The 18,084-nt window shown below is 74.0% G+C and carries 15 protein-coding genes; 12 read left to right on the top strand and 3 right to left on the bottom strand.

The window, feature by feature from the left end:
* Positions 1–15 precede the first annotated feature (15 nt).
* The 5 genes from hpnE to hpnH are packed head-to-tail and all read left to right on the top strand — an operon-like array spanning position 16 to position 5,818.
* Positions 16–1,347, top strand: a complete 1,332-nt coding sequence (gene hpnE, locus AB0L65_RS31440) for a hydroxysqualene dehydroxylase HpnE (protein WP_364252423.1) — start codon at positions 16–18, stop codon at positions 1,345–1,347.
* Positions 1,344–2,354: a polyprenyl synthetase family protein gene (locus tag AB0L65_RS31435; RefSeq protein ID WP_364252420.1), complete on the top strand. Its 1,011-nt coding sequence runs from the start codon at positions 1,344–1,346 to the stop codon at positions 2,352–2,354. The genes hpnE and AB0L65_RS31435 overlap by 4 nt, the downstream gene beginning before the upstream one ends.
* A 1-nt stretch (position 2,355) precedes the next feature.
* Complete coding sequence (gene shc, locus AB0L65_RS31430; protein ID WP_364252417.1) at positions 2,356–4,233, top strand: squalene--hopene cyclase; 1,878 nt, start codon at positions 2,356–2,358, stop codon at positions 4,231–4,233.
* Positions 4,230–4,817, top strand: a complete 588-nt coding sequence (locus AB0L65_RS31425; RefSeq protein WP_364252415.1) for a hypothetical protein — start codon at positions 4,230–4,232, stop codon at positions 4,815–4,817. The genes shc and AB0L65_RS31425 overlap by 4 nt, the downstream gene beginning before the upstream one ends.
* Positions 4,814–5,818, top strand: coding sequence for an adenosyl-hopene transferase HpnH (hpnH, locus tag AB0L65_RS31420; RefSeq protein ID WP_364252412.1), 1,005 nt, complete (start codon positions 4,814–4,816; stop codon positions 5,816–5,818). The genes AB0L65_RS31425 and hpnH overlap by 4 nt, the downstream gene beginning before the upstream one ends.
* Here the strand turns inward: hpnH and AB0L65_RS31415 are convergent.
* The 3 genes from AB0L65_RS31415 to AB0L65_RS31405 form a co-directional block, all read right to left on the bottom strand.
* Complete coding sequence (locus AB0L65_RS31415; RefSeq protein WP_364252409.1) at positions 5,792–6,565, bottom strand: SDR family NAD(P)-dependent oxidoreductase; 774 nt, start codon at positions 6,563–6,565, stop codon at positions 5,792–5,794. The two genes, hpnH and AB0L65_RS31415, sit on opposite strands and share 27 nt — an antisense overlap.
* Before the next feature lie 4 nt (positions 6,566–6,569).
* Positions 6,570–6,860 carry a hypothetical protein gene (locus AB0L65_RS31410; protein WP_364252406.1) on the bottom strand — a complete coding sequence of 97 codons (291 nt, stop codon included), beginning with the start codon at positions 6,858–6,860 and terminating at the stop codon, positions 6,570–6,572.
* Between the two features lie 564 nt (positions 6,861–7,424).
* A complete protein-coding gene (locus tag AB0L65_RS31405) occupies positions 7,425–10,496 on the bottom strand; it encodes a BTAD domain-containing putative transcriptional regulator (protein ID WP_364252403.1) in 3,072 nt (1,023 codons plus the stop codon).
* Between the two features lie 167 nt (positions 10,497–10,663).
* On the opposite strand from AB0L65_RS31405, the gene AB0L65_RS31400 reads away from it, so the two are divergent.
* From AB0L65_RS31400 to AB0L65_RS31370, 7 genes are read left to right on the top strand one after another with little or no spacing between them, the layout of a single operon-like run.
* Entirely contained in the window at positions 10,664–11,494 is an 831-nt protein-coding gene (locus AB0L65_RS31400; protein WP_364252400.1) for a S8 family serine peptidase, read from the top strand.
* A gap of 10 nt (positions 11,495–11,504) precedes the next feature.
* A complete protein-coding gene (locus AB0L65_RS31395) occupies positions 11,505–12,158 on the top strand; it encodes a GAF domain-containing protein (protein WP_363982680.1) in 654 nt (217 codons plus the stop codon).
* Positions 12,158–13,240: a hypothetical protein gene (locus tag AB0L65_RS31390; RefSeq protein ID WP_364252397.1), complete on the top strand. Its 1,083-nt coding sequence runs from the start codon at positions 12,158–12,160 to the stop codon at positions 13,238–13,240. The genes AB0L65_RS31395 and AB0L65_RS31390 overlap by 1 nt, the downstream gene beginning before the upstream one ends.
* Entirely contained in the window at positions 13,240–14,223 is a 984-nt protein-coding gene (locus AB0L65_RS31385) for a hypothetical protein (RefSeq protein ID WP_364252394.1), read from the top strand. The genes AB0L65_RS31390 and AB0L65_RS31385 overlap by 1 nt, the downstream gene beginning before the upstream one ends.
* Complete coding sequence (locus AB0L65_RS31380) at positions 14,220–14,939, top strand: iron-containing redox enzyme family protein (protein ID WP_364252391.1); 720 nt, start codon at positions 14,220–14,222, stop codon at positions 14,937–14,939. The genes AB0L65_RS31385 and AB0L65_RS31380 overlap by 4 nt, the downstream gene beginning before the upstream one ends.
* Complete coding sequence (locus AB0L65_RS31375) at positions 14,897–15,082, top strand: aroma-sacti cluster domain-containing protein (RefSeq protein ID WP_364252388.1); 186 nt, start codon at positions 14,897–14,899, stop codon at positions 15,080–15,082. The genes AB0L65_RS31380 and AB0L65_RS31375 overlap by 43 nt, the downstream gene beginning before the upstream one ends.
* A 6-nt stretch (positions 15,083–15,088) precedes the next feature.
* Positions 15,089–18,055 (top strand): AAA family ATPase, encoded by a 2,967-nt coding sequence (locus AB0L65_RS31370; RefSeq protein ID WP_364252385.1) that lies wholly within the window; start codon positions 15,089–15,091, stop codon positions 18,053–18,055.
* Positions 18,056–18,084 lie beyond the last annotated feature (29 nt).

Genomic DNA, 18,084 nt, shown 5'->3' with positions numbered 1-18,084 from the left:
AGGGCTGCCCCTGTGATGACGATCGCGCCGGTGGCGGTGGTCGGCGGCGGCCTGGCCGGCATCACGGCCGCCCTCGCGCTCGCGGAGGCCGGCTGCCCCGTGACGCTGTACGAGGCCCGCCCGAGGCTGGGCGGCGCCACCTACTCCTTCCGGCGCGGCGGGCTGACGGTGGACAACGGCCAGCACGTCTTCCTGCGCTGCTGCACGGCGTACCGGGGACTCCTGGAACGGCTCGGCGGCACCGCGCTGGTCGGCCTGCAGAGCCGGTTCGACGTGCGGGTGCTCGGCGCGGCGGGCCGGTCGGGGCGGCTGCGCCGGGCCGCGTTGCCCGGCCCGCTCCACTTCGTGCCCGCGCTCGCGCGATACCGCCTGCTCGGGCCGGGCGACCGGCTCCAGGCCCTGCGCGGCTCGCTCGCGCTGAGCAGGCTCGACCCGGCCGACCCGGCTCTCGACACGGTGACCTTCGGGAGCTGGCTGGCGGCGCACGGCCAGCGGGACCCGGTACGGCAGGCGCTCTGGGACCTGCTCGCGGTCGCGGCCCTGAACACGGGGGTCGAGGAGGCCGCGCTCGGCCCGGCCGTGAAGGTGTTCAAGACCGCGATGCTCGGCCGGCCGGACGCCGCCGACCTGGGCATCCCCCTGGTGCCGCTCGGCGAGCTGCACGACACCGCCGCCAGGGCCGCCATCGCGGGGCGCGGCGGCGCGGTGCGGCTGTCGGCGAAGGTCACGGCCATCGAGCCGGGCCCGGCCGTCGTCGTGGACGGCGTCCGGGTCCAGGCGTCGGCGGTCGTTGTGGCGACGCGCCACGAGCAGGCCGCGAAGCTGGTCCCCGCGCAGGCGGCGCCCGCCCGGGACGGATGGGGCGCCCTGGACGCGAGCCCCATCATCAACGTCCACGCGGTCTACGACCGGCCGGTCATGCGGGGGCCGTTCGTCGCGGTCACCGGCTCGCCCGTGCAGTGGGTGTTCGACAAGACCCGCGTCGCCGGGCTCGGCGAGGGGCAGTACCTGACGGTGTCGGTGTCCGTCGCGGACACCTGGATCGACCGGCCGACCGCGGACCTGCGCGAGACCTTCGTCCCGGCGCTGCGCTCGGTGTTCCCGGCCGCGCGCGAGGCCACGATGACCGACTTCTTCGTCACCAGGGAACGGCGCGCGACGTTCCGCCAGGGCCCCGGCAGCGGGGCGCTCCGACCGGGAAGCGCCACCCGGTGGCCCGGCCTCTATCTCGCCGGCGCCTGGACCGACACCGGCTGGCCGGACACGATGGAGGGCGCCGTACGCAGCGGGCTGCACGCCGCACGCCTGGTCAGACAGCATGTGCGAGATCAGGAGAGCGTGTCATGACCCTGACCCTGCCGCCGGCGGAGGCCGCCCGCGAGCTCGTCGAGCCGGTGCTGCGCGAGGCCGTCGGCCGCCTCGACCCGCGCATCGCCCGCGTCGCCCGCTACCACTTCGGCTGGACCGACGGCGACGGCCGGCCCCGCGCGGCCGGCGGCAAGGCGCTGCGGCCCACGCTCGCGGTGCTGTCGGCCCGGGCCGCGGGAGCGGACATCGAACGGTGCCTGCCCGCCGCCGCCGCGGTGGAGCTGGTGCACGCGTTCTCCCTGCTGCACGACGACGTCATGGACGACGACCCGGTGCGCCGGCACCATCCGGCCGCCTGGACGGTCTTCGGCCGCTCCCAGGCGATCCTCTGCGGCAACGCGCTGTTCGCCCTGGCCCTGGAGCTGCTGCTGGAACAGGGCACCCCCGGCTACGCGGCGGCCGCCCGCGCGCTCAACCACGCCACGCTCTCGCTCATCGCGGGCCAGGCCCTGGATCTGGAGTTCCAGGACCGCGGCGACGTGACGCGGGAGGAGTGCCTGCTGATGTCGCGGCACAAGACCGCCTCGCTGCTCGCCTGCGCCTGCTCGATCGGCGTCACGGCGGCGGAAGGTCCCGCCTCGCTGGCCGGCGCTCTGGACGCGTTCGGCACGGAGGCCGGGCTGGCCTTCCAGCTGACCGACGACCTGCTCGGCATCTGGGGACGACCCGAGGTGACCGGCAAGCCGGTGCTGGCCGACCTGCGGGTCCGCAAGAAGAGCCTGCCCGTGGTCGCCGCGCTCACCAGCCGTACGGAGGCCGGACGCCACCTCGCCGAGCTGCTGGCCAGGCCGGGGGAGCTGACGGAGGCCGACCTGCGCGCCGCCGCCGACCTGGTCGAGCGGGCGGGCGGCCGGGCCTGGGCCGAACTGGAGGCCGGGCGGCGCTTCGACGCCGCGACCCGGTACCTCGACGCCGCGGACCTGCCCGCGGACGTGCGCGCCGAATTCCTGCACATCGCCCGATTCATCACATCCAGGGACCACTGACATGACCACCCTCGAGACGACCCCGAGCCTGCTCACCGACGCCGAGCACGCCCTCCGGGCCGCCTGCGATCACCTGATCGGCCTGCGGTCCCCGGAGGGCTGGTGGAAGGGCGAGCTGCAGACGAACGTGAGCATGGACGCGGAGGACCTGCTGCTGCGGCAGTTCCTCGGCATCCGCATCGAGGAGGACACGGCGGAGGCCGCCCGGTGGATCCGTTCGGAGCAGCGGGCCGACGGCACGTGGGCCAACTTCCACGGGGGGCCCGCGGAGCTGTCCACCACGGTCGAGGCGTACACCGCGCTGCGGCTCGCGGGCGATCCGCCCGACGCGGAGCACATGCGGGCCGCGGCGCAGCAGGTACGGGCCATGGGCGGGATCGAGGCGAGCCGGGTGTTCACCCGAATCTGGCTGGCCCTGTTCGGGGAGTGGTCGTGGCGGGACCTGCCGGTCATGCCGCCCGAGATGATCTTCCTGCCCTCGTGGTTCCCGCTCAACGTCTACGACTGGGCCTGCTGGGCCAGGCAGACGATCGTGCCCCTGACCGTCGTGACCGCGTACCGGCCGGTGCGCCGGCTGCCGTTCGAGCTGCCCGAGCTGCGGACCGGCCGCGTGCCGCGCCGTGCCGGGGGCGGTGGCTGGGAGGCGGTGTTCGGCGCGCTGGACCGGGCGTTGCACCGGTACGAGCGGCGCCCGTCGCGGGCCCTGCGGCGGGCCGCGCTGAGGCGCGCCGTGGACTGGGTGGTCGCCCGCCAGGAGGCCGACGGCTCCTGGGGCGGGATCCAGCCGCCGTGGGTGTACTCGATCATCGCGCTCCACCTCTCCGGCTACGACCTGGACCATCCGGTGATGCGCAAGGCGATCGGAGGGCTCGACCGGTTCACCGTCCGCGACGAGAAGGGGCGCCGGTTGGAGGCGTGCCAGTCCCCTGTGTGGGACACGGCGCTGGCGGTCAACGCGCTGCTCGACGCGGGCACCCCCGCCGATCATCCGGCCGTCACCGAGGCCGCCGACTGGCTGCTGCGCGAGGAGGTCACGAGGTCGGGAGACTGGGCGGTGCGCAGGCCGGGGCTGGCGCCCGGCGGCTGGGCGTTCGAGTTCGACAACGACGGCTATCCCGACATCGACGACACCGCGGAGGTGGTGCTCGCGCTGCGCCGGGTGGACCGCCCCGGCACGCGACCGGCGATCGAGCGCGGGGTCCGCTGGATGGCCGGCATGGCGAGCGGCGACGGCGGCTTCGCGGCGTTCGACGCCGACAACGACCGCGTACTCTGCACCAAGCTGCCCTTCTGCGACTTCGGCGCGGTGATCGACCCGCCGTCCGCCGACGTCACCGCGCACGTCGTCGAAGCCCTGGCCAAGGAGCGGCCCCGCTCCCCCGTTCTGCGCAGGGCCGTGATCTGGCTGCTCAAGGCGCAGGAGGAGGACGGATCGTGGTTCGGCCGCTGGGGCGCGAACCACGTCTACGGCACCGGGGCCGCCGTGCCCGCCCTCGTCGCCGCGGGGGTCCGTCCGGGACATCCCTCCGTACGCCGCGCCGTCACCTGGCTGGAACGCCACCAGAACGACGACGGCGGCTGGGGCGAGGACCTGCGCTCCTACCGCGACCCGGCCTGGATCGGCCGCGGGGCCTCGACCGCCTCGCAGACCGCCTGGGCGCTGCTGGCCCTGCTCGCCGCCGGCGAACGCTCCCCGGCGGTGGAAAGAGGCGTGCGCCGGCTGGTCGAGTGGCAGCGGCCGGACGGCACCTGGGACGAGCCGTACTTCACCGGCACGGGCTTCCCCGGCGACTTCTACATCAACTACCACCTCTACCGGCTCGTCTTCCCGATCAGCGCCCTCGGGCGCTACCTGCGCCGCGACCTGGAGCTCTCATGACCGGACTGCTGATCTGCGCCGCGCTCGGGATCGAGGCCCGCGCGGTCAGGCGCGGCCTGCCGGCCCACCTCGCCAGGGTCGTCGTCACCGGGGTCGGCCCGCGGCGGGCGGCCCGCGCGGCCGCGGGCCTGGCCTGGCGGGAGGCGGTGGCCGTGGTCGGTTTCGGCGGCGCCGCCGGCAGGAGCCTGCGGCCCGGGGACGTCCTGGTGGCGAGCGAGATCCGGTTCAGGGGACGTGTCCATCCCTGCCCGTCCGCTCCCCTCCTCGCCGGCGAGCTGGCCGACGCCGGCCTGCCCGCCCAGGTCGGGCCGCTGGTCACCGCCGATCACGTGGTCCGCGGCGCGGAGCGGCACCGCCTGGCCGCGGAGGGCGCGTACGGCGTGGACATGGAGACCGGCCCGCTGGCCCGCGCCGCCGCGGGACGCCCGCTGGCCGCCGTGCGGGTCATCGTCGACACGCCCGAGGCGCCGCTGCTGAGCCTGGCCACGCTCACCCGCGGCGTGGCCGCCCGCCGCACGCTCGCCGCCGTCGGCCCCGTCCTGGTGCGCTGGGCGGCGCTGCTACCCGAGGAAGTGCTGTCATGACCATCCCGATCCGGCAGAGCCTGCGCGTCGGCGGCTACATCCTGCGCCAGCGGCTGCGGGGACGGACCAAGTTCCCGCTGCTGGTGGAGCTGGAGCCGCTGTTCGCGTGCAACCTCAAATGCGCCGGCTGCGGCAAGATCCAGCATCCCGCGGACGTGCTGAAGCAGCGCATGCCGGTGGAGCAGGCCGTCGCCGCCATCGAGGAGTGCGGCGCCCCCATGGTGTCCATCGCCGGCGGGGAGCCGCTCATGCACCCGCAGATCGGCGAGCTGGTCCGCCGGCTCGTCGGCATGAAGAAGTACGTGTTCCTGTGCACGAACGCGCTGCTGATCCCCAAGAAGATCGACGAGTTCGAGCCCTCGCGATACTTCGCCTGGACCGTGCACATCGACGGCGTGCGCGAGCGCCACGACGCCGCGGTGTGCAAGGAGGGCGTCTTCGACGAGGCGGTCGCCGCCGTGCGCGAGTGCCGGCGGCGCGGCTTCCGGGTCACCACCAACACGACGTTCTTCTCCACGGACAGCCCGCGGACCGTCATCGAGGTGCTCGACTACCTCAACGACGAGCTCGCCGTCGACCAGATGATGATCTCCCCCGCGTACGCGTACGAGAAGGCGCCCGTACAGGACCGGTTCATGGGCGTGCGGGAGACGCGCGCGCTGTTCCGCGAGGCCTTCGCCGACGGTCGGCGGAGGCGCTGGCGGTTCAACCACTCGCCGCTGTTCCTGGACTTCCTGGAGGGCCGGATCGAGCTGCCGTGCACCGCCTGGGCCATCCCGTCGTACTCGCTGTTCGGCTGGCAGCGGCCGTGCTACCTCATGGCCGACGGGTACGCGCGGACCTACCGCGAGCTGATCGAGGACACCGACTGGACGGCCTACGGCCGGGGCCGCGACCCCCGGTGCGACAACTGCATGGCGCACTGCGGATACGAGCCGACCGCCGTCCTGGCCACGATCGGGTCGCTGAAGGAGTCACTGCGCGCCATCAGGAGCGGCTGACCCCTCCATGCGCCCGAAGCGCCGCGCGAGCACCCGGAACGCGCCGGGGGCCGCACCGCGCAGCCTGGCCGGCACCCGCAGCCAGCCCGGCACGAACGACTCCGGCCGCCCGTCCCTGATCGCCGCCACGATCGCCCGCGCCACCCGCTCCGGCGCGATCGGCGCCGGCCTGCCGCGCGTGTACGGGGCGCCGCGCCGTACGAAGAAGGGGGTGTCCACCACCCCGGGCAGCAGGACGGACACGCCCACGCCGGGCACGTGGTGCAGCTCATGGCGCAGGCTCTCCGCGAAGGCCATCAGCCCCGCCTTCGTCGCCGAGTACACGGCCTCCTGCGCCACGCCCACCGCCCCGGCGATGGAGGCCACGAACACGAGGTGCCCGCGGCCCGCCGCCACCATCCCCGGCAGGAGCAGCCGCGTGAGCGCGATCGGCGCGGCGAGGTTGACCGCCAGCAGCTGCTCGACGCTGCCGGCCGGCATCCGTACGAACGGCCCCGCCCACCCCACGCCGGCGTTGTTCACCAGGACGTCGACGTGCCCGCTCCGCTCGGCCAGCTCCTCGGCCTGGGTGGTGACGTCGCACACCAGCACGCGCCCGCCGGTGGCCGAGGCGACGGCCGCCAGCCGCTCGCGGTCGCGCCCGGCCAGCGTCAGCCGCGCGCCGGTGCCCGCCAGCGCCCGCGCGGTGGCCGCGCCGATGCCCGAGGAGGCGCCGGTGACGAGGACGTGGGCGTCGGCGAGCCTCATCGCGTCACCTGTTCTCCGTACCTGTGCGTATCAGGACGTACAGTCGTGTGCTTTCCACTCCCACGCCGTGGATCTGGCGGTACATGACGGAGTCCGCCCGGGCCGCCGACGCCCGCACGCGGGCCACCAGTTCGGAGACCGCGGCGTCGTCGAGGCTTCTGCCGTCGTGGTGGATGGGCGCCGCCGGCACGCCGGGCTCGATCAGCTCGATCCGCCGGCGGTCCACCACCTGGTGGTCGGCCGATGCCGTGACCGCCACGGCCCAACCGAAATGATGGGCTATCCCCACGCGCATGGCTCCGATTATGCTCCCGCCCACCCCTTTCGGCCCGGACGCGGGCCCGCGGGCCGCGCCTTGGGCGACACGGTATGCAGAATGGACGACGGCGTGCCGCGGCCGTGTTTCCGCCGCTGATTTCCGACGACGCTCCGGACGGTGCCGCCGTCGGCCCGGCCGCCGCGTCCCGCCCTCGCCCCGGCTCGCGCCGGACGCGGTCGCGGGGCCACGGGGAGGACGGACGGATCAAGCGGGACGGCGGGCGGTTCGTGCCCGTGACCGTCGAGACGCTGATCAGCGGCACCGCCGGGCGGCGGCGGAACCCGCGCGAGTCGCGTGCCGACCCGCCGCGAGCGATATCGCCGTGGCGAATTTTGTCGCAGGCGTACAACGGGCGGAAAATTTAACGTCAGATTTACCTGCGGTTGGAATTCAGCGTCGAGGCAGTTCGACGAAGTCGTGAGAATTGTTGGTGTCGTCGTGTACACCGAACGTGGTAAGCGCTGCTTTCCTCATATTTCCAAGGTAAATGCCAAAGCCCTGTCAGGCAATAAGCCGGCCTACCGAAATATGGCCGATTATTCATTCTGAATCGACGGACAATGCCGCGCTGATTTCCCGGTCGCCGACGCGGATCTGGATGGCCGCCAAAGCGGTGAGCGCCTGGTCCTCGAGCTGGCGGAACCCCCGGCGGCGCGCGTCGATGAGCGCCTCGTGGCCGTGGGCGGACGCCTGTTCCAGGTTCCCCAGATCGCAATGGGCGCCGGCCAGCCCGATGAGGGACTCCAGCCGGGGCTGCCAGTTGCCGACCTCGCGGGCGATGGCCAGCGCTCTGCCGTGCTCCTCGGCTGCCTGCTCCGGGCGCCCGAGATAAGTGCGTACGGTGGCCCGGGTGTTGAGCGTGTCGGCCTCGGCCCGGCGGTCGCCGATCGCGACGGACAGCTCCACCGCGCGGTCGGCGAGTTCGAGGGCGCTGTCGTACCGGCCGGCGTCACGGTGGACCGCGGCCAGCGTGTTCAGGACGAGGACCTCGCCGTAGCGGTTGCCCGACTGGCGGAAGATGGGCAGGGCGCGGTCGAGGTAGTCCAGCGCGCGGTCGAGTTCGCCGAGATCGTGGTAGATCTCGCCCATGTTCTCCAGCGCGATCGCCTCGCCGTTGCGGTAGGCGGCCTGCTGGTAACGCGCCAGGGCCTCGTGCTGGAGTTCGGCCGCCCGCGCCAGTTGCCCCTGGCTCCGGTAGACCATGCTGAGGTTGGCCAGGCTGGTGGCGTGGATGGTGCGCTGGCCCGTCTGCCGGGAGAGGGCGATGGCCTGGCTGTAGTGGTCGGCGGCCCCCTGCAGCGAGCCCAGCTTCCAGTGCACGTTACCGAGGTTGTTGAGCACCGCGCACTCGCACTCGCGCCACCCGGAGCGCTGGGCGAGTTTCAACGCCTGCGCGTAGTGGCTCAGCGACTGCGGATGCATGCCCCGGCTCTGGTAGACCTGCGCCATGCTGAGCTCGGTGGCGGCCTGGGCGGTGAGGTCCCCGTCGAGGCCGGCGGCCGAGCGCGCGGCCTCGGCGACGGCCTGCCAGTCGTTCGGGTCGCGCCGCAGCGACAGGTAGCCGCGCAGCGTGTCGGCCAGCCGCCAGGCCACCTCCCGGGGGCCGTGCGCGGCGGCGTACGTGATGGCCGCGATGAGGCCGGAGCGCTCCGCGTCGAGCCACGCCAGCGCGCTCGCGGGCCCCTCGAACGTCAGCGGGGACTGCCGGCGCGGCGGCCCCGCCAGCTGCAGGGCCTGCGGGTAGAGCAGGCGTTTGGCCTCGTCGGCGACCCTGAGATAGAAGTCGAACAGGCGCGCGAGCGCGCTCGTCCGCTCGGCCCCGTTCGCGTTGTCCCGGGCGTAGAGCCTGATCAGGTCGTGGAACCCGTACCGGCCGGGAGTGGTCTGCAGGATCAGGTGCGTGCGCTCCAGGCGGTCCAGGGCCCGCCGCACCTGGTCGACCGGGGCGGCGGCCAGTGCCGCGGCGGCCTGCGGGGTGAGGTCGGGGCAGGGGCTCAGGCCCAGCAGCCGGAAGAGGCGCTGGTCCGGCTCGTCGAGGGCGGCGTACGACAGGTCGAACGCGGCCCGCACGGCGGCCCGGCCGTCCCCGTCGACCTGCAGGGCGTTCAGGCGATCGCTTCCCGCGAGCTCCGTGACGCCGTCGATGATGGCGCGCGTCGGCTGCCGGGACAGGTTGATCGCGGCGATCCGCAGCGCGAGCGGCAGGTAGTCGCACAGCAGCGCCAGCCTGGCGGCGGCGTCCGCCTCCTGCCGTACACGGTCGGCCCCGAGGATCCGGGCCAGCAGGGTCCGCGCCTCGACCGGGTCCAGGACGGCCAGCGGGAGCGGCCGGGCTCCGTCGAGGGCGACGAGCCCGCTCAGCCGGTCCCGGCTGGTCACCAGGGCCAGGCAGTCGGTTGCGCCGGGGAGCAGCGGGCGGACCTGCTCCGGCGTCGCCGCGTTGTCGAGCAGGACGAGGACGCGTTTGCTGGCCAGGAGGGTCCGGTACAGGGCGGCCGCCTCGTCCGCGTCCGCGGGCACCTGCTCGGGGGCGATCCCGAGGGAGCGCAGCAGGCGGGCCAGCGCCTGCTCGGGCCGCATCGGCGGGCCGGTGGCGAAGCCGCGCAGGTCGACGTACAGCTGGCCGTCGGGGAACCGATCGCGGATCCGGTGCGCCCAGTACAGGGCCAGGGCGGTCTTGCCGACCCCGGCGGCGCCGGTGATCGCGATCGTGACCGGCGTGCTCGTGTGGTCCTGAACGTGCTCGTCCAGCCACCTGAGCTGCCCGGCCCGGCCGGTGAAGTCGGAGACGGAGCGCGGCAGCTGCGCCGGCACCGCGGGCGGCGCGGGTCCGGCCGCCAGGACGCGATCGGGCTGCGGCAGCAGCACCGGGTCGTTGCGCAGGATGGCCACCTCGAGCCGCTGGAGTTCGAGGCTGGGGTCGATGCCGAGCTCGTCGGCCAGGCGGCGGCGGGCTCTCCTGGCCTGCTCCAGGGCCGTGTGCGTCTGCCCGCTGCGGTACAGGGCGATCATCAACTGGCAGGTCAGCCGTTCGCGGAACGGATGGAATCGGGTCAGCTCGGTCAGCTCGTCCAGCAGCTGGCGGTGGCGGCCGAGCCGTAACCCGGCGTCGATCTTGTCCTCCAGCGCCACCAGCCGCGACTCCTCCAGGCCGCTGCCCAGGCGCTCCTGGGTCTCCGGCGGCGCCGCCCCGGCCAGCACGGGACCGCGCCACAGGCTGAGGGCCTGGTCGAGCAGCGCCACCCGGCGCTCGTCGTCGGGTTCCGCCCGGGCCCGCTGCACCAGGCCGCGGAAGCGATGGGCGTCGATCCGCTCCGGGTCGGTGCGCAGGACGTAGCCCGCGCCCTGCGCCGTCAGCGTGGCCTCGGCCTGGGCGGGGTCGGCGCGGGCCAGGATCGAGCGCAGCTGGGAGACCGACACCCGGATCGCGTGCTGTGCCGTACGCGGGCGGGACCCCGGCCAGTTCAGCTCGACCAGCCGCTCCACCGTGACGGGATGGTTGACCTCCAGAGCCAGAACCGCGAATGTCAGCCGCTGTTTGCGTGGGCCCAGTACGACGCGCTGCCCGTCCGAGTAGGCTTCGACGGCGCCGAGCAAGCGGAACTCCAACATGAGTCACACTCCGGTTTGGATTTCGCTCTCATGGTCTGTCAGGCGTTGGGGTTTCTCAAGACCTCGAAATCAGTCTCCGACGGCGCTTTGATCGGACTCTGAAGTAACTATGAACGCCCTCTCCCACTATTTACTCGGAGCCAGAACAATGACGCTGAGGGTGGGCAATGGCTGATTTTCCGGCTGTCGCGGAGGCGCCGCCGCCGCGGACCTTTCGGCTGGCGCACGCCTCGCGCGGCGCGGTCATGGACTCGGCCCGGCTGGCGCTGCCCTGCGCGATCACCCGTGAGTGGGCCTGGGGGTCGGCCACCGGCTCCGGCGTGCGGGTCTGCCTGATCGACAGCGGGGTCGACGCGCCCCACCCGGTCTTCACCAGGCCCATCACCCCGCTCGCGGTGACGGGTGACAGCTTGGACGTCGTGCCCGACGAGGTCGGCGACCAGGCGGGCCACGGGACGGCCTGCGCGGGCGTCATCCGGACCATGGCCCCGGACTGCGAGCTGACCAGCGTGCGCGTGCTCGGCAGCGGGCTGCAGGGCCGCGGCGAGGTGCTGCTGGCGGCGCTGGAGTGGGCCATCGAGCAGCGCTTCTCCCTGGTCAACCTGAGCCTGTCGACACGGCGCGCCGAGCACAAGGAGGCCCTGCACGATCTCGTGGACAGGGCGTTCTTCGCCGGGGTCACCATCGTGGCCTCCGCCCACAACCGGCCGGTGCGCAGCTATCCGTGGCACTTCCCGAGCGTGATCTCGGTGGGTTCGCACACCTTGGCGCTCGCCGAGCACATCGAGTGCAACCCGGATCCCCCGGCCGAGTTCTTCGCGCGCGGGATCGGGGTGGAGGTGCCGCTGCCCGGCGGCGGGACCTCGCGCCTGACCGGCAACAGCTTCGCCACACCGCACGTCACCGGGTTGTGCGCGCGCATCCTGCAGCGGCACCCGGGCCTTGCCACCGGCCAGCTCAAGCACGTGCTGGCGGCCGTCGCGAACAACCGGACCTGAGGAGGCCACCATGGGCGTGGGCATCCCTGATTCCCTGACCTCCTCGCTGGGGAGGCTGTTGCGTCCCACCGAGCACGACGAGTTGCTGAGGTCGGCCGTACGGCTCGCCCGGCTGACGTTCTCGGCGTCGGCCGCGTCGGTGTTCCTGTACGACGAGGAGCGCGACCGGCTGGTGTTCGAGGCGTCGTCCGGGGAGGGCGAGGACCGGCTGCTCGGGGTGGCCATCCCGACCGGGCGCGGCGTCGCCGGGTGGGTGTTCCAGACCGGCGAGACCGTGCTGCTCAGCGACGTCCAGGAGGATCCGCGCTTCGACCGGGAGTTCGCGCAGAGCACCGGGTACGTGCCGAAGGTCCTGATGGCGGCCCCGCTGGAGCTGGAGGACCGCACGATCGGCGTGATGGAGGTGCTCGACCCGGCGCTGCAGCGGTTCGGGGAGATGGCGGCCATCGACCTGTTCACCGAGCTGGCCGCCCAGACGGCGATCACGCTCACGCTCATGGCCGCCGCCCGCTCGCTGACCCGGAGCGCCAGGGAGGGCCTGACGCCCTGGAGCCGGCTGGAGATCGCGCTCAGCCGTACGGAGGCCTCCGACACCGCGGTGGACGAGCTGCTCAACGCGCTGAGCAAGTTCGTCACCGCCACCACGGGCCACGGAGCGACCTGATGCATCTGGCCGAGATGGCGGTGCTGCGCGCCGTGCCCGCCGCGGGCGTCTTCCTCGCCCTCACCCGCCGCTGCCCGCTGTCGTGCGCGCACTGCTCGACGGAGTCCGCCATGGACGGCGCGGAGCACGCGGAACGGCCCTTCCGGCGGCTGGTCGCGTCCTTCACCAGGCAGGAGCATCCGGAGTTCATCGCCATGTCGGGGGGTGAGGCGCTCCTGCGGCCGCGGCTGGTGCGCGACCTCTCCGACTCGGCGCGGCTCTCGGGGACGAGGTCGTACCTGCTGTCCGGGCTGTACTTCGCCCGGGACGGGCACGCGGTGCCGCCCGCCCTGCGGGCGGCCATCTCGGCGGTCGATCACTTCGCGGTCAGCCTCGACCGCTTCCACGAGCGGGAGGTGAGCAGGCGCGCGGCCTTCCGGGCGCTGCACGAGATCCGTTCCTGGGGGCCGCAGGTGAGCGTGCAGATCACCGGGGACGGCGGCGCGGACCCCTACGTCGCGGACCTGGTGCGCGAGGTGCGGGAGGAGTTCGCCGACCAGGTGCCCATGCTCGTGGTGCCGCTCCGGCCGGTCGGGCGCGCGAAGACCCTGGACGGCCCGCGCGCCGGCCCGAAAACCCTGCCCGCCGCGCCCGCGCCGTGCGAGATGGCGGCCTGGCCGCTGGTCACCTACGACGGGACGGTCCTCACCTGCTGCAACGACGACCTCGCCGCCGCCGCCGCCCGCCCGCCGCACCTGGTGCTCGGGCACGCCGATGAGGATCCCTGGCCGGTGCTGCGCCGGCGCCACCTGGACCGGCCGCTGGCGCGGGCCGTGCGGATGTTCGGGCCGCGTTACGCGAAGGCGCGGTTCGGATCGGGCGCCGCCGCCCCCGGCTACTGCGACGTCTGCGTCACCCTGCATCGGGACCGCGGGCTGGGCGAACGGGTCGCCGGGTATCTGGACTCGCCTGCCGGTCCGGCGATGGAGAGCGCCGTACGCGGTCTCGTGGAGCGGCACGGCCCGTACGGCTTCGCCCGCCGCCACGGCATCGCGCGCTACAGCGAGCTGGTGACGCTCGGCTGGGAGGGTCGGGAGCGGTGATGCGCCGGTTGAGGCTAGCGGACATCGAGCGGCTGCGACGTACGCGTGGCCGCACCGTGCTGCTCTACCTCACCGATCGGTGCCCGGTCGGGTGCGCGCACTGTTCCGTCGCCGCGCTCCCGGCCGGCCCGCGCATCACCGACCACCGCCTCTTCGCGGACGTCCTGGCGGGGATCTGCGCCGAACCCGGCATCGAGGCCGTCGCGATCTCCGGCGGCGAGCCGTTCGCCGAGCGTCGCGGGCTGATCCTCGCCGTGGACGCGTTCGCGGACGCGGGCAAGGACGTCGTGCTCTTCTCCAGCGGCCACTGGGCGTCGGGGCCCCGATGCCCGCGGTGGATCACGCGGGTGCTGGAACGGTCCTCGACCGTGATCCTCAGCACGGACAGCTTCCACCAGGCCACCGTCGACCGGCGACGGTTCGCCCGCGCCGTCGCGCACGCGGCGCGGGCCGGCTGCCACATCGTCCTCCAGCTCCTCGACGAGCCCGGCGCGGTGCCGTTCGCCGAGGGGGTCCTCCGCGACACGCTGGGGGACGACTGGTCCCGGCGCGCGGAGATCACGCTGATCACCCCGCTGCGGGCGGGCCGAGGGAGCGGCGTCTTCGCGATCGGACGCCGCTACGGCGTCGCCGAGCTGGGCGCGTGCCCGCTGACCGCGTCGCCGACCGTCCGCTACGACGGCGTGATCACGGGCTGCTGCAACGAGAGCGTCATCACGGGCGGCGGCCCCCGGGAGCTGCGGCGGCGGGCGACCGGCGCGGCCGAGGTGCGCGCCGCGCTGGCCGCGTTCCGCGACGACCCGCTGCTGCGCGCCGTCGGTTCGGTCCGGCCGGACGACCTGGTACGGCTGCCGCCGTTCGCCGCGCTCGCCCGCGCCCGCTACCCGGACGTCTGCGGCCTGTGCTGGCGCCTGCACGAGACCGCCGGGGACGACGGGACCCGGTTGCTGACCGCCCTCATGGGCCGGGGAGGCGGGACATGACCAGCAGCCTGCGCCTGATGGCCAAGATCGACCTCGTCATGCCCGCGCTGCTGGCCAGGACGGAGCGGATGTGGCGGCATCCCGCACCGCGCGAGCTCTATCTGGAATGGCTCAGGGCCCTGCACGGCATGCTGCGCGCGACCGTACCGCTCATCCTCGACGCCACCACGGCGTGCCTGGCCCGGGACGACGAGATCGCGCGGGGCGTCGCCGTCTATCTGGCCCGGCACGTGCACGAGGAGTACGGCCATGACCAGGACGTGGTGAACGACTACGCCCGCGCGGGAGGCGACGCCGAGACCCTGTTCACGGACCCGCCGCCGCCCTGCGTCGCCGCGGTGGTCGGCAGCCAGTACTACTGGATCAGGCACGCCCACCCGGTGGCGCTGCTCGGGCACGTCGCCGTCCTGGAGGGCTACCCTCCCCCACCCGATCTGGCGCCCCTGCTCTCCCTGCGCACGGGCCTGCCGCTGGACGCGTTCCGCACGCTGGTGACCCATGCCGTCCTGGACGGCACGCACCGCGAGGAGCTGTGGCGCGCGATCGACGGGCTCCCGCTCACCCCCGAGGCGGAGTCGCTGATCGGCCTGAGCGCACTCAACACGGCATACGGCCTGGCGCAGCTCGTCGACGCCGTCCAACTGCGCGCGAACGCCGCAGGAAAGGAGAGGTCATGGCGACCATCGACCAATTGGAAGCCGCCGGCTTCGACCTGACGACCGCGTCAGGCGAGCAGATCGCGGTGCTGCAGTCGCTCAGCGACGAGGAACTCCAGGTGCTCGCCTCCATCAAGGCGCGCATGGAGGACGCCGCGGACGTCGAAGCGCATGCGTACGCGAGCGGCGGCTGGTGCTGGTGACCGGTGATGCGACCCTGCCCCCAGTGCGGCGGTGAGAACCCCGCCGCCGCCCGCTTCTGCATGTCGTGCGGCAGTGCCCTGTCCCCCGCGTCCGCCGCCCGCACCACCCTGCGGTTCGTGACCGTGCTCTTCGGCGACGTGGCCGGCTCGACGGAGCTCGCGCGCGGCCTCAGCCCCGAGGTCTGGCAGGGCACGCTGGCCACGTACTTCGCCGACGTGAGCCGGGCGGCGACCGAGCAGGGCGGCCGGGTGGAGAAGTTCATCGGGGACGCCGTGGTCGCGGTCTTCGGGGTGGAGGCCACCCACGAGGACGACGCGGTCCGCGCGGTGGAGTGTGCCCGGGTCTCCCTGGAGAGGATCGCGCGCCAGGCCGCCGACCTGCGCCGTACGCGAGGGGTGGACTTCTCGGTCCGCTTCGGGATCGCCTCGGGACAGGTCGCGCTCTCCGAGCGGGACTCCTCGTTCGCGATCGGCGAGGTCATGAACCGCGCCGCCCGGCTCCAGGCCGCCGCACCGGCCGACGGCATCGTCATGGACGTGCGGACCTGGCTGCTCGTACGGGGAGCCGTACCCACCCGGCCCATCGAGCCGATCGCGGCCAAGGGCTTCAGCCGGCCGCTGCGGGCCTGGCAGATCGCCGACACCCCGGAAGGACACGCCGGCGAGGCGCGCACGCCGATGGTGGATCGCCGTTCCGAGCTGGACGAGCTCGTCGCCGCGCTGCGGGACGGTCTGCGCCGGCCGGGCGTCCCCGCCGTCGTGCTGTCCGGCGAGCCGGGCGTCGGGAAGTCCCGGCTGGTGGCCGAGGCGGCGCGCCGGATGGCGCCGGACGCGCGGTTCCTGACCCTGCGCTGCCGGCGCGACGGCCGGCGGCTGGGCTACTGGCCCCTCTACCAGCTGGCCGAGGCCCTGGGGGGAGACGTGCCCAGGGGGCAGGGGCCCCAGGGCAAGGAGGAGATCTTCTGGACGCTGCGGGAGCTGCTGCGGGAGGCGGCGGAGCGGCGTCCGGTCGTCCTCGTCCTCGACGACTGCCAGTGGATGTCCCCGGCGGTGCGGGAGTTCGCGGAGGGCCTGGACGATCCGGACCTGGACGTCCGGGCCGTGCTGATGCTCAGCGGCCGGGTGGACGAGCCGCCGCTGACCCGGGGGCCGGTGACCACGCTGCGCGTCCCGCCCCTCGGCCCGGCGGACGCCCAGGAGCTGGCGGAGACCGTCGCCGCCCGGCTCGGGCCGCTCCCGCTGAGCGACGACCTCGCCCGGCGCAGCGCCGGCAACCCGCTCTACCTCGAACAGCTCGTCCACCTGCAGCTGGACGCCGAGGGCCGGACCGATCTCATCGCGCCGAGCGCGGAGGCGGCGGTGGGCGCCCGCCTCGACCAGCTGGGCGTGGACGCCCAGCGGCTGCTCGCCATCGCCGGCGCGCTCGGCGGCGGCTGCGTCGCCGGGGACCTGGAGCAGGTCGCCGCGGCCCTGGACCCGCCGCTCGACCAGACCTTCGACGAGACGCTCGCCCAGCTGCTCGGCGACGGGCTGCTGGTCACCCGGGCGAGCCCGGCCGGCGAGCTGGAGGTCGAGTCGCCGGTCGTCGCCGAGGTCGCGTACGGCAGGCTGCCGCTCGCCGACCGCGCCCACGTGCACGCCCAGGTCGCGGACCTGGCCGAGGCCCGCGTCGATCGCCATCCGTCGGAGATCGAGCTGTGCGCCCTGCACGCTGGGCGCGCGCACGCCGCCTGGCTCGAACTGCGCCCGGGCGGGCCGGAGGAGCGGCACGCCGCCGCCCGCGCGGCGCGTGCTCTGTGCTCCGCCGCCCAGTTCGCGGTCTCGCGCGGCGACCTGTCGATGGCGCTGCAGACCGCGAGCCAGGTCTCCCGGCTCGACTCCGGCCTGCCCGGCCTCGAACTGGAGATCGCGGCCGTCGAGACGTACGCCACGGCCGCCGCCGGGCGGGCGGACGAGACCCTGGCCCGGATCGCGGAGGCCAGGAAGCGCTGGGACACCGACGACAATTTGGCGGCCGCGGTGCAACTCACCCTCAACGAGGCGGTGGCCCGCTCCACGATGACCGGGCGATGGCACCGGTCCCTGATCGGCCAGGCGCGCGAGCTGGCGTACCGGGCCGACGACCCGGCGGCGTACGCCAGGGTGCTGCTGCTCGAAGGCATCGGGCACATGGAGGACGGCGACTACGTGACGGCCGAAGGCGTGCTGCACGAGGCGTTCGGCCACGCGCGGCGGGCGCGCTGGTGCTTCGGCGCCACCGAGATCCACGGGAACCTGGCGCTCTGCCTCGCCTACGGCGACACCCCCGCACCGGCGGCCACGGCGATCTGCGCGCAGCTGCACGCCGAGCTCAAGGACGCCCACACGGTACGCGCGGCCGTCGGCTGCCCGGCGGCCCTGCTCGCGGACATGACGTGCGACTCGGCCGCCGCCACGAACCTGCTCGACGAGGGCCGGTCCATCCTGGCCGGAATCGGGCACCAGCCCGGCCTGGCCGGGCTCGACATGTTCCGCGCGACCCTCGCGGAACGGCACGGCGACCACGACGGCGCCGGGCAGGCCCTGGAGCGCGCCATCCGGCGGTTCGACGCGATCGGGTTCAGCGCGGGCGCGCAGTCGGCCAGGCTCTGGCACGCGACGTTCGGCGGGTACGACCCGCCCGACGCGGGCCCGCCTGTCGCGCAGAGCGCCGGCAGCTGGGACATCGAGGTTCTGATCGAGCAGGCCGCCGCGGCCGCCGCGCTCCGCGAGGGCCGCCCGGACGCCGCGGCCGAGCACGTGGCCCGCGCCGGCGCCCGCCTCGACGGGGTGCGCGGCGCGGGCGCCCGGATCACGCCCCTGCTCGTGTCGCTGCGGCTGGCGGTCCGCTGCCGGGACCGCGGGCTCGTCGAACGGGTGGCCGGCCTCGCAAGGGCGGACGCCGAGGTGAAACGCGACGTCAGAGCCCTGCGCACGATCGGCGCGCTCGTATGAGCCGACTATGAACCGACTCTGAAGCCCCT

Source organism: Nonomuraea sp. NPDC052116 (genome assembly GCF_040680035.1).
GTDB lineage: Bacteria > Actinomycetota > Actinomycetes > Streptosporangiales > Streptosporangiaceae > Nonomuraea > Nonomuraea angiospora_A.
Note: the sequence above shows the minus strand (reverse complement) of the source record. Positions and strands in the feature narration are given on the sequence as shown.

Bases quoted from the DNA above. Each gene is read 5' to 3' on its own strand.
- hpnE (WP_364252423.1), top strand. From the start codon at position 16: ATGACGATCGCGCCGGTGGCGGTGGTCGGCGGCGGCCTGGCCGGCATC.
- AB0L65_RS31435 (WP_364252420.1), top strand. From the start codon at position 1,344: ATGACCCTGACCCTGCCGCCGGCGGAGGCCGCCCGCGAGCTCGTCGAG.
- shc (WP_364252417.1), top strand. From the start codon at position 2,356: ATGACCACCCTCGAGACGACCCCGAGCCTGCTCACCGACGCCGAGCAC.
- AB0L65_RS31425 (WP_364252415.1), top strand. From the start codon at position 4,230: ATGACCGGACTGCTGATCTGCGCCGCGCTCGGGATCGAGGCCCGCGCG.
- hpnH (WP_364252412.1), top strand. From the start codon at position 4,814: ATGACCATCCCGATCCGGCAGAGCCTGCGCGTCGGCGGCTACATCCTG.
- AB0L65_RS31415 (WP_364252409.1), bottom strand. From the start codon at position 6,565: ATGAGGCTCGCCGACGCCCACGTCCTCGTCACCGGCGCCTCCTCGGGC.
- AB0L65_RS31410 (WP_364252406.1), bottom strand. From the start codon at position 6,860: ATGCGCGTGGGGATAGCCCATCATTTCGGTTGGGCCGTGGCGGTCACG.
- AB0L65_RS31405 (WP_364252403.1), bottom strand. From the start codon at position 10,496: ATGTTGGAGTTCCGCTTGCTCGGCGCCGTCGAAGCCTACTCGGACGGG.
- AB0L65_RS31400 (WP_364252400.1), top strand. From the start codon at position 10,664: ATGGCTGATTTTCCGGCTGTCGCGGAGGCGCCGCCGCCGCGGACCTTT.
- AB0L65_RS31395 (WP_363982680.1), top strand. From the start codon at position 11,505: ATGGGCGTGGGCATCCCTGATTCCCTGACCTCCTCGCTGGGGAGGCTG.
- AB0L65_RS31390 (WP_364252397.1), top strand. From the start codon at position 12,158: ATGCATCTGGCCGAGATGGCGGTGCTGCGCGCCGTGCCCGCCGCGGGC.
- AB0L65_RS31385 (WP_364252394.1), top strand. From the start codon at position 13,240: ATGCGCCGGTTGAGGCTAGCGGACATCGAGCGGCTGCGACGTACGCGT.
- AB0L65_RS31380 (WP_364252391.1), top strand. From the start codon at position 14,220: ATGACCAGCAGCCTGCGCCTGATGGCCAAGATCGACCTCGTCATGCCC.
- AB0L65_RS31375 (WP_364252388.1), top strand. From the start codon at position 14,897: ATGGCGACCATCGACCAATTGGAAGCCGCCGGCTTCGACCTGACGACC.
- AB0L65_RS31370 (WP_364252385.1), top strand. From the start codon at position 15,089: ATGCGACCCTGCCCCCAGTGCGGCGGTGAGAACCCCGCCGCCGCCCGC.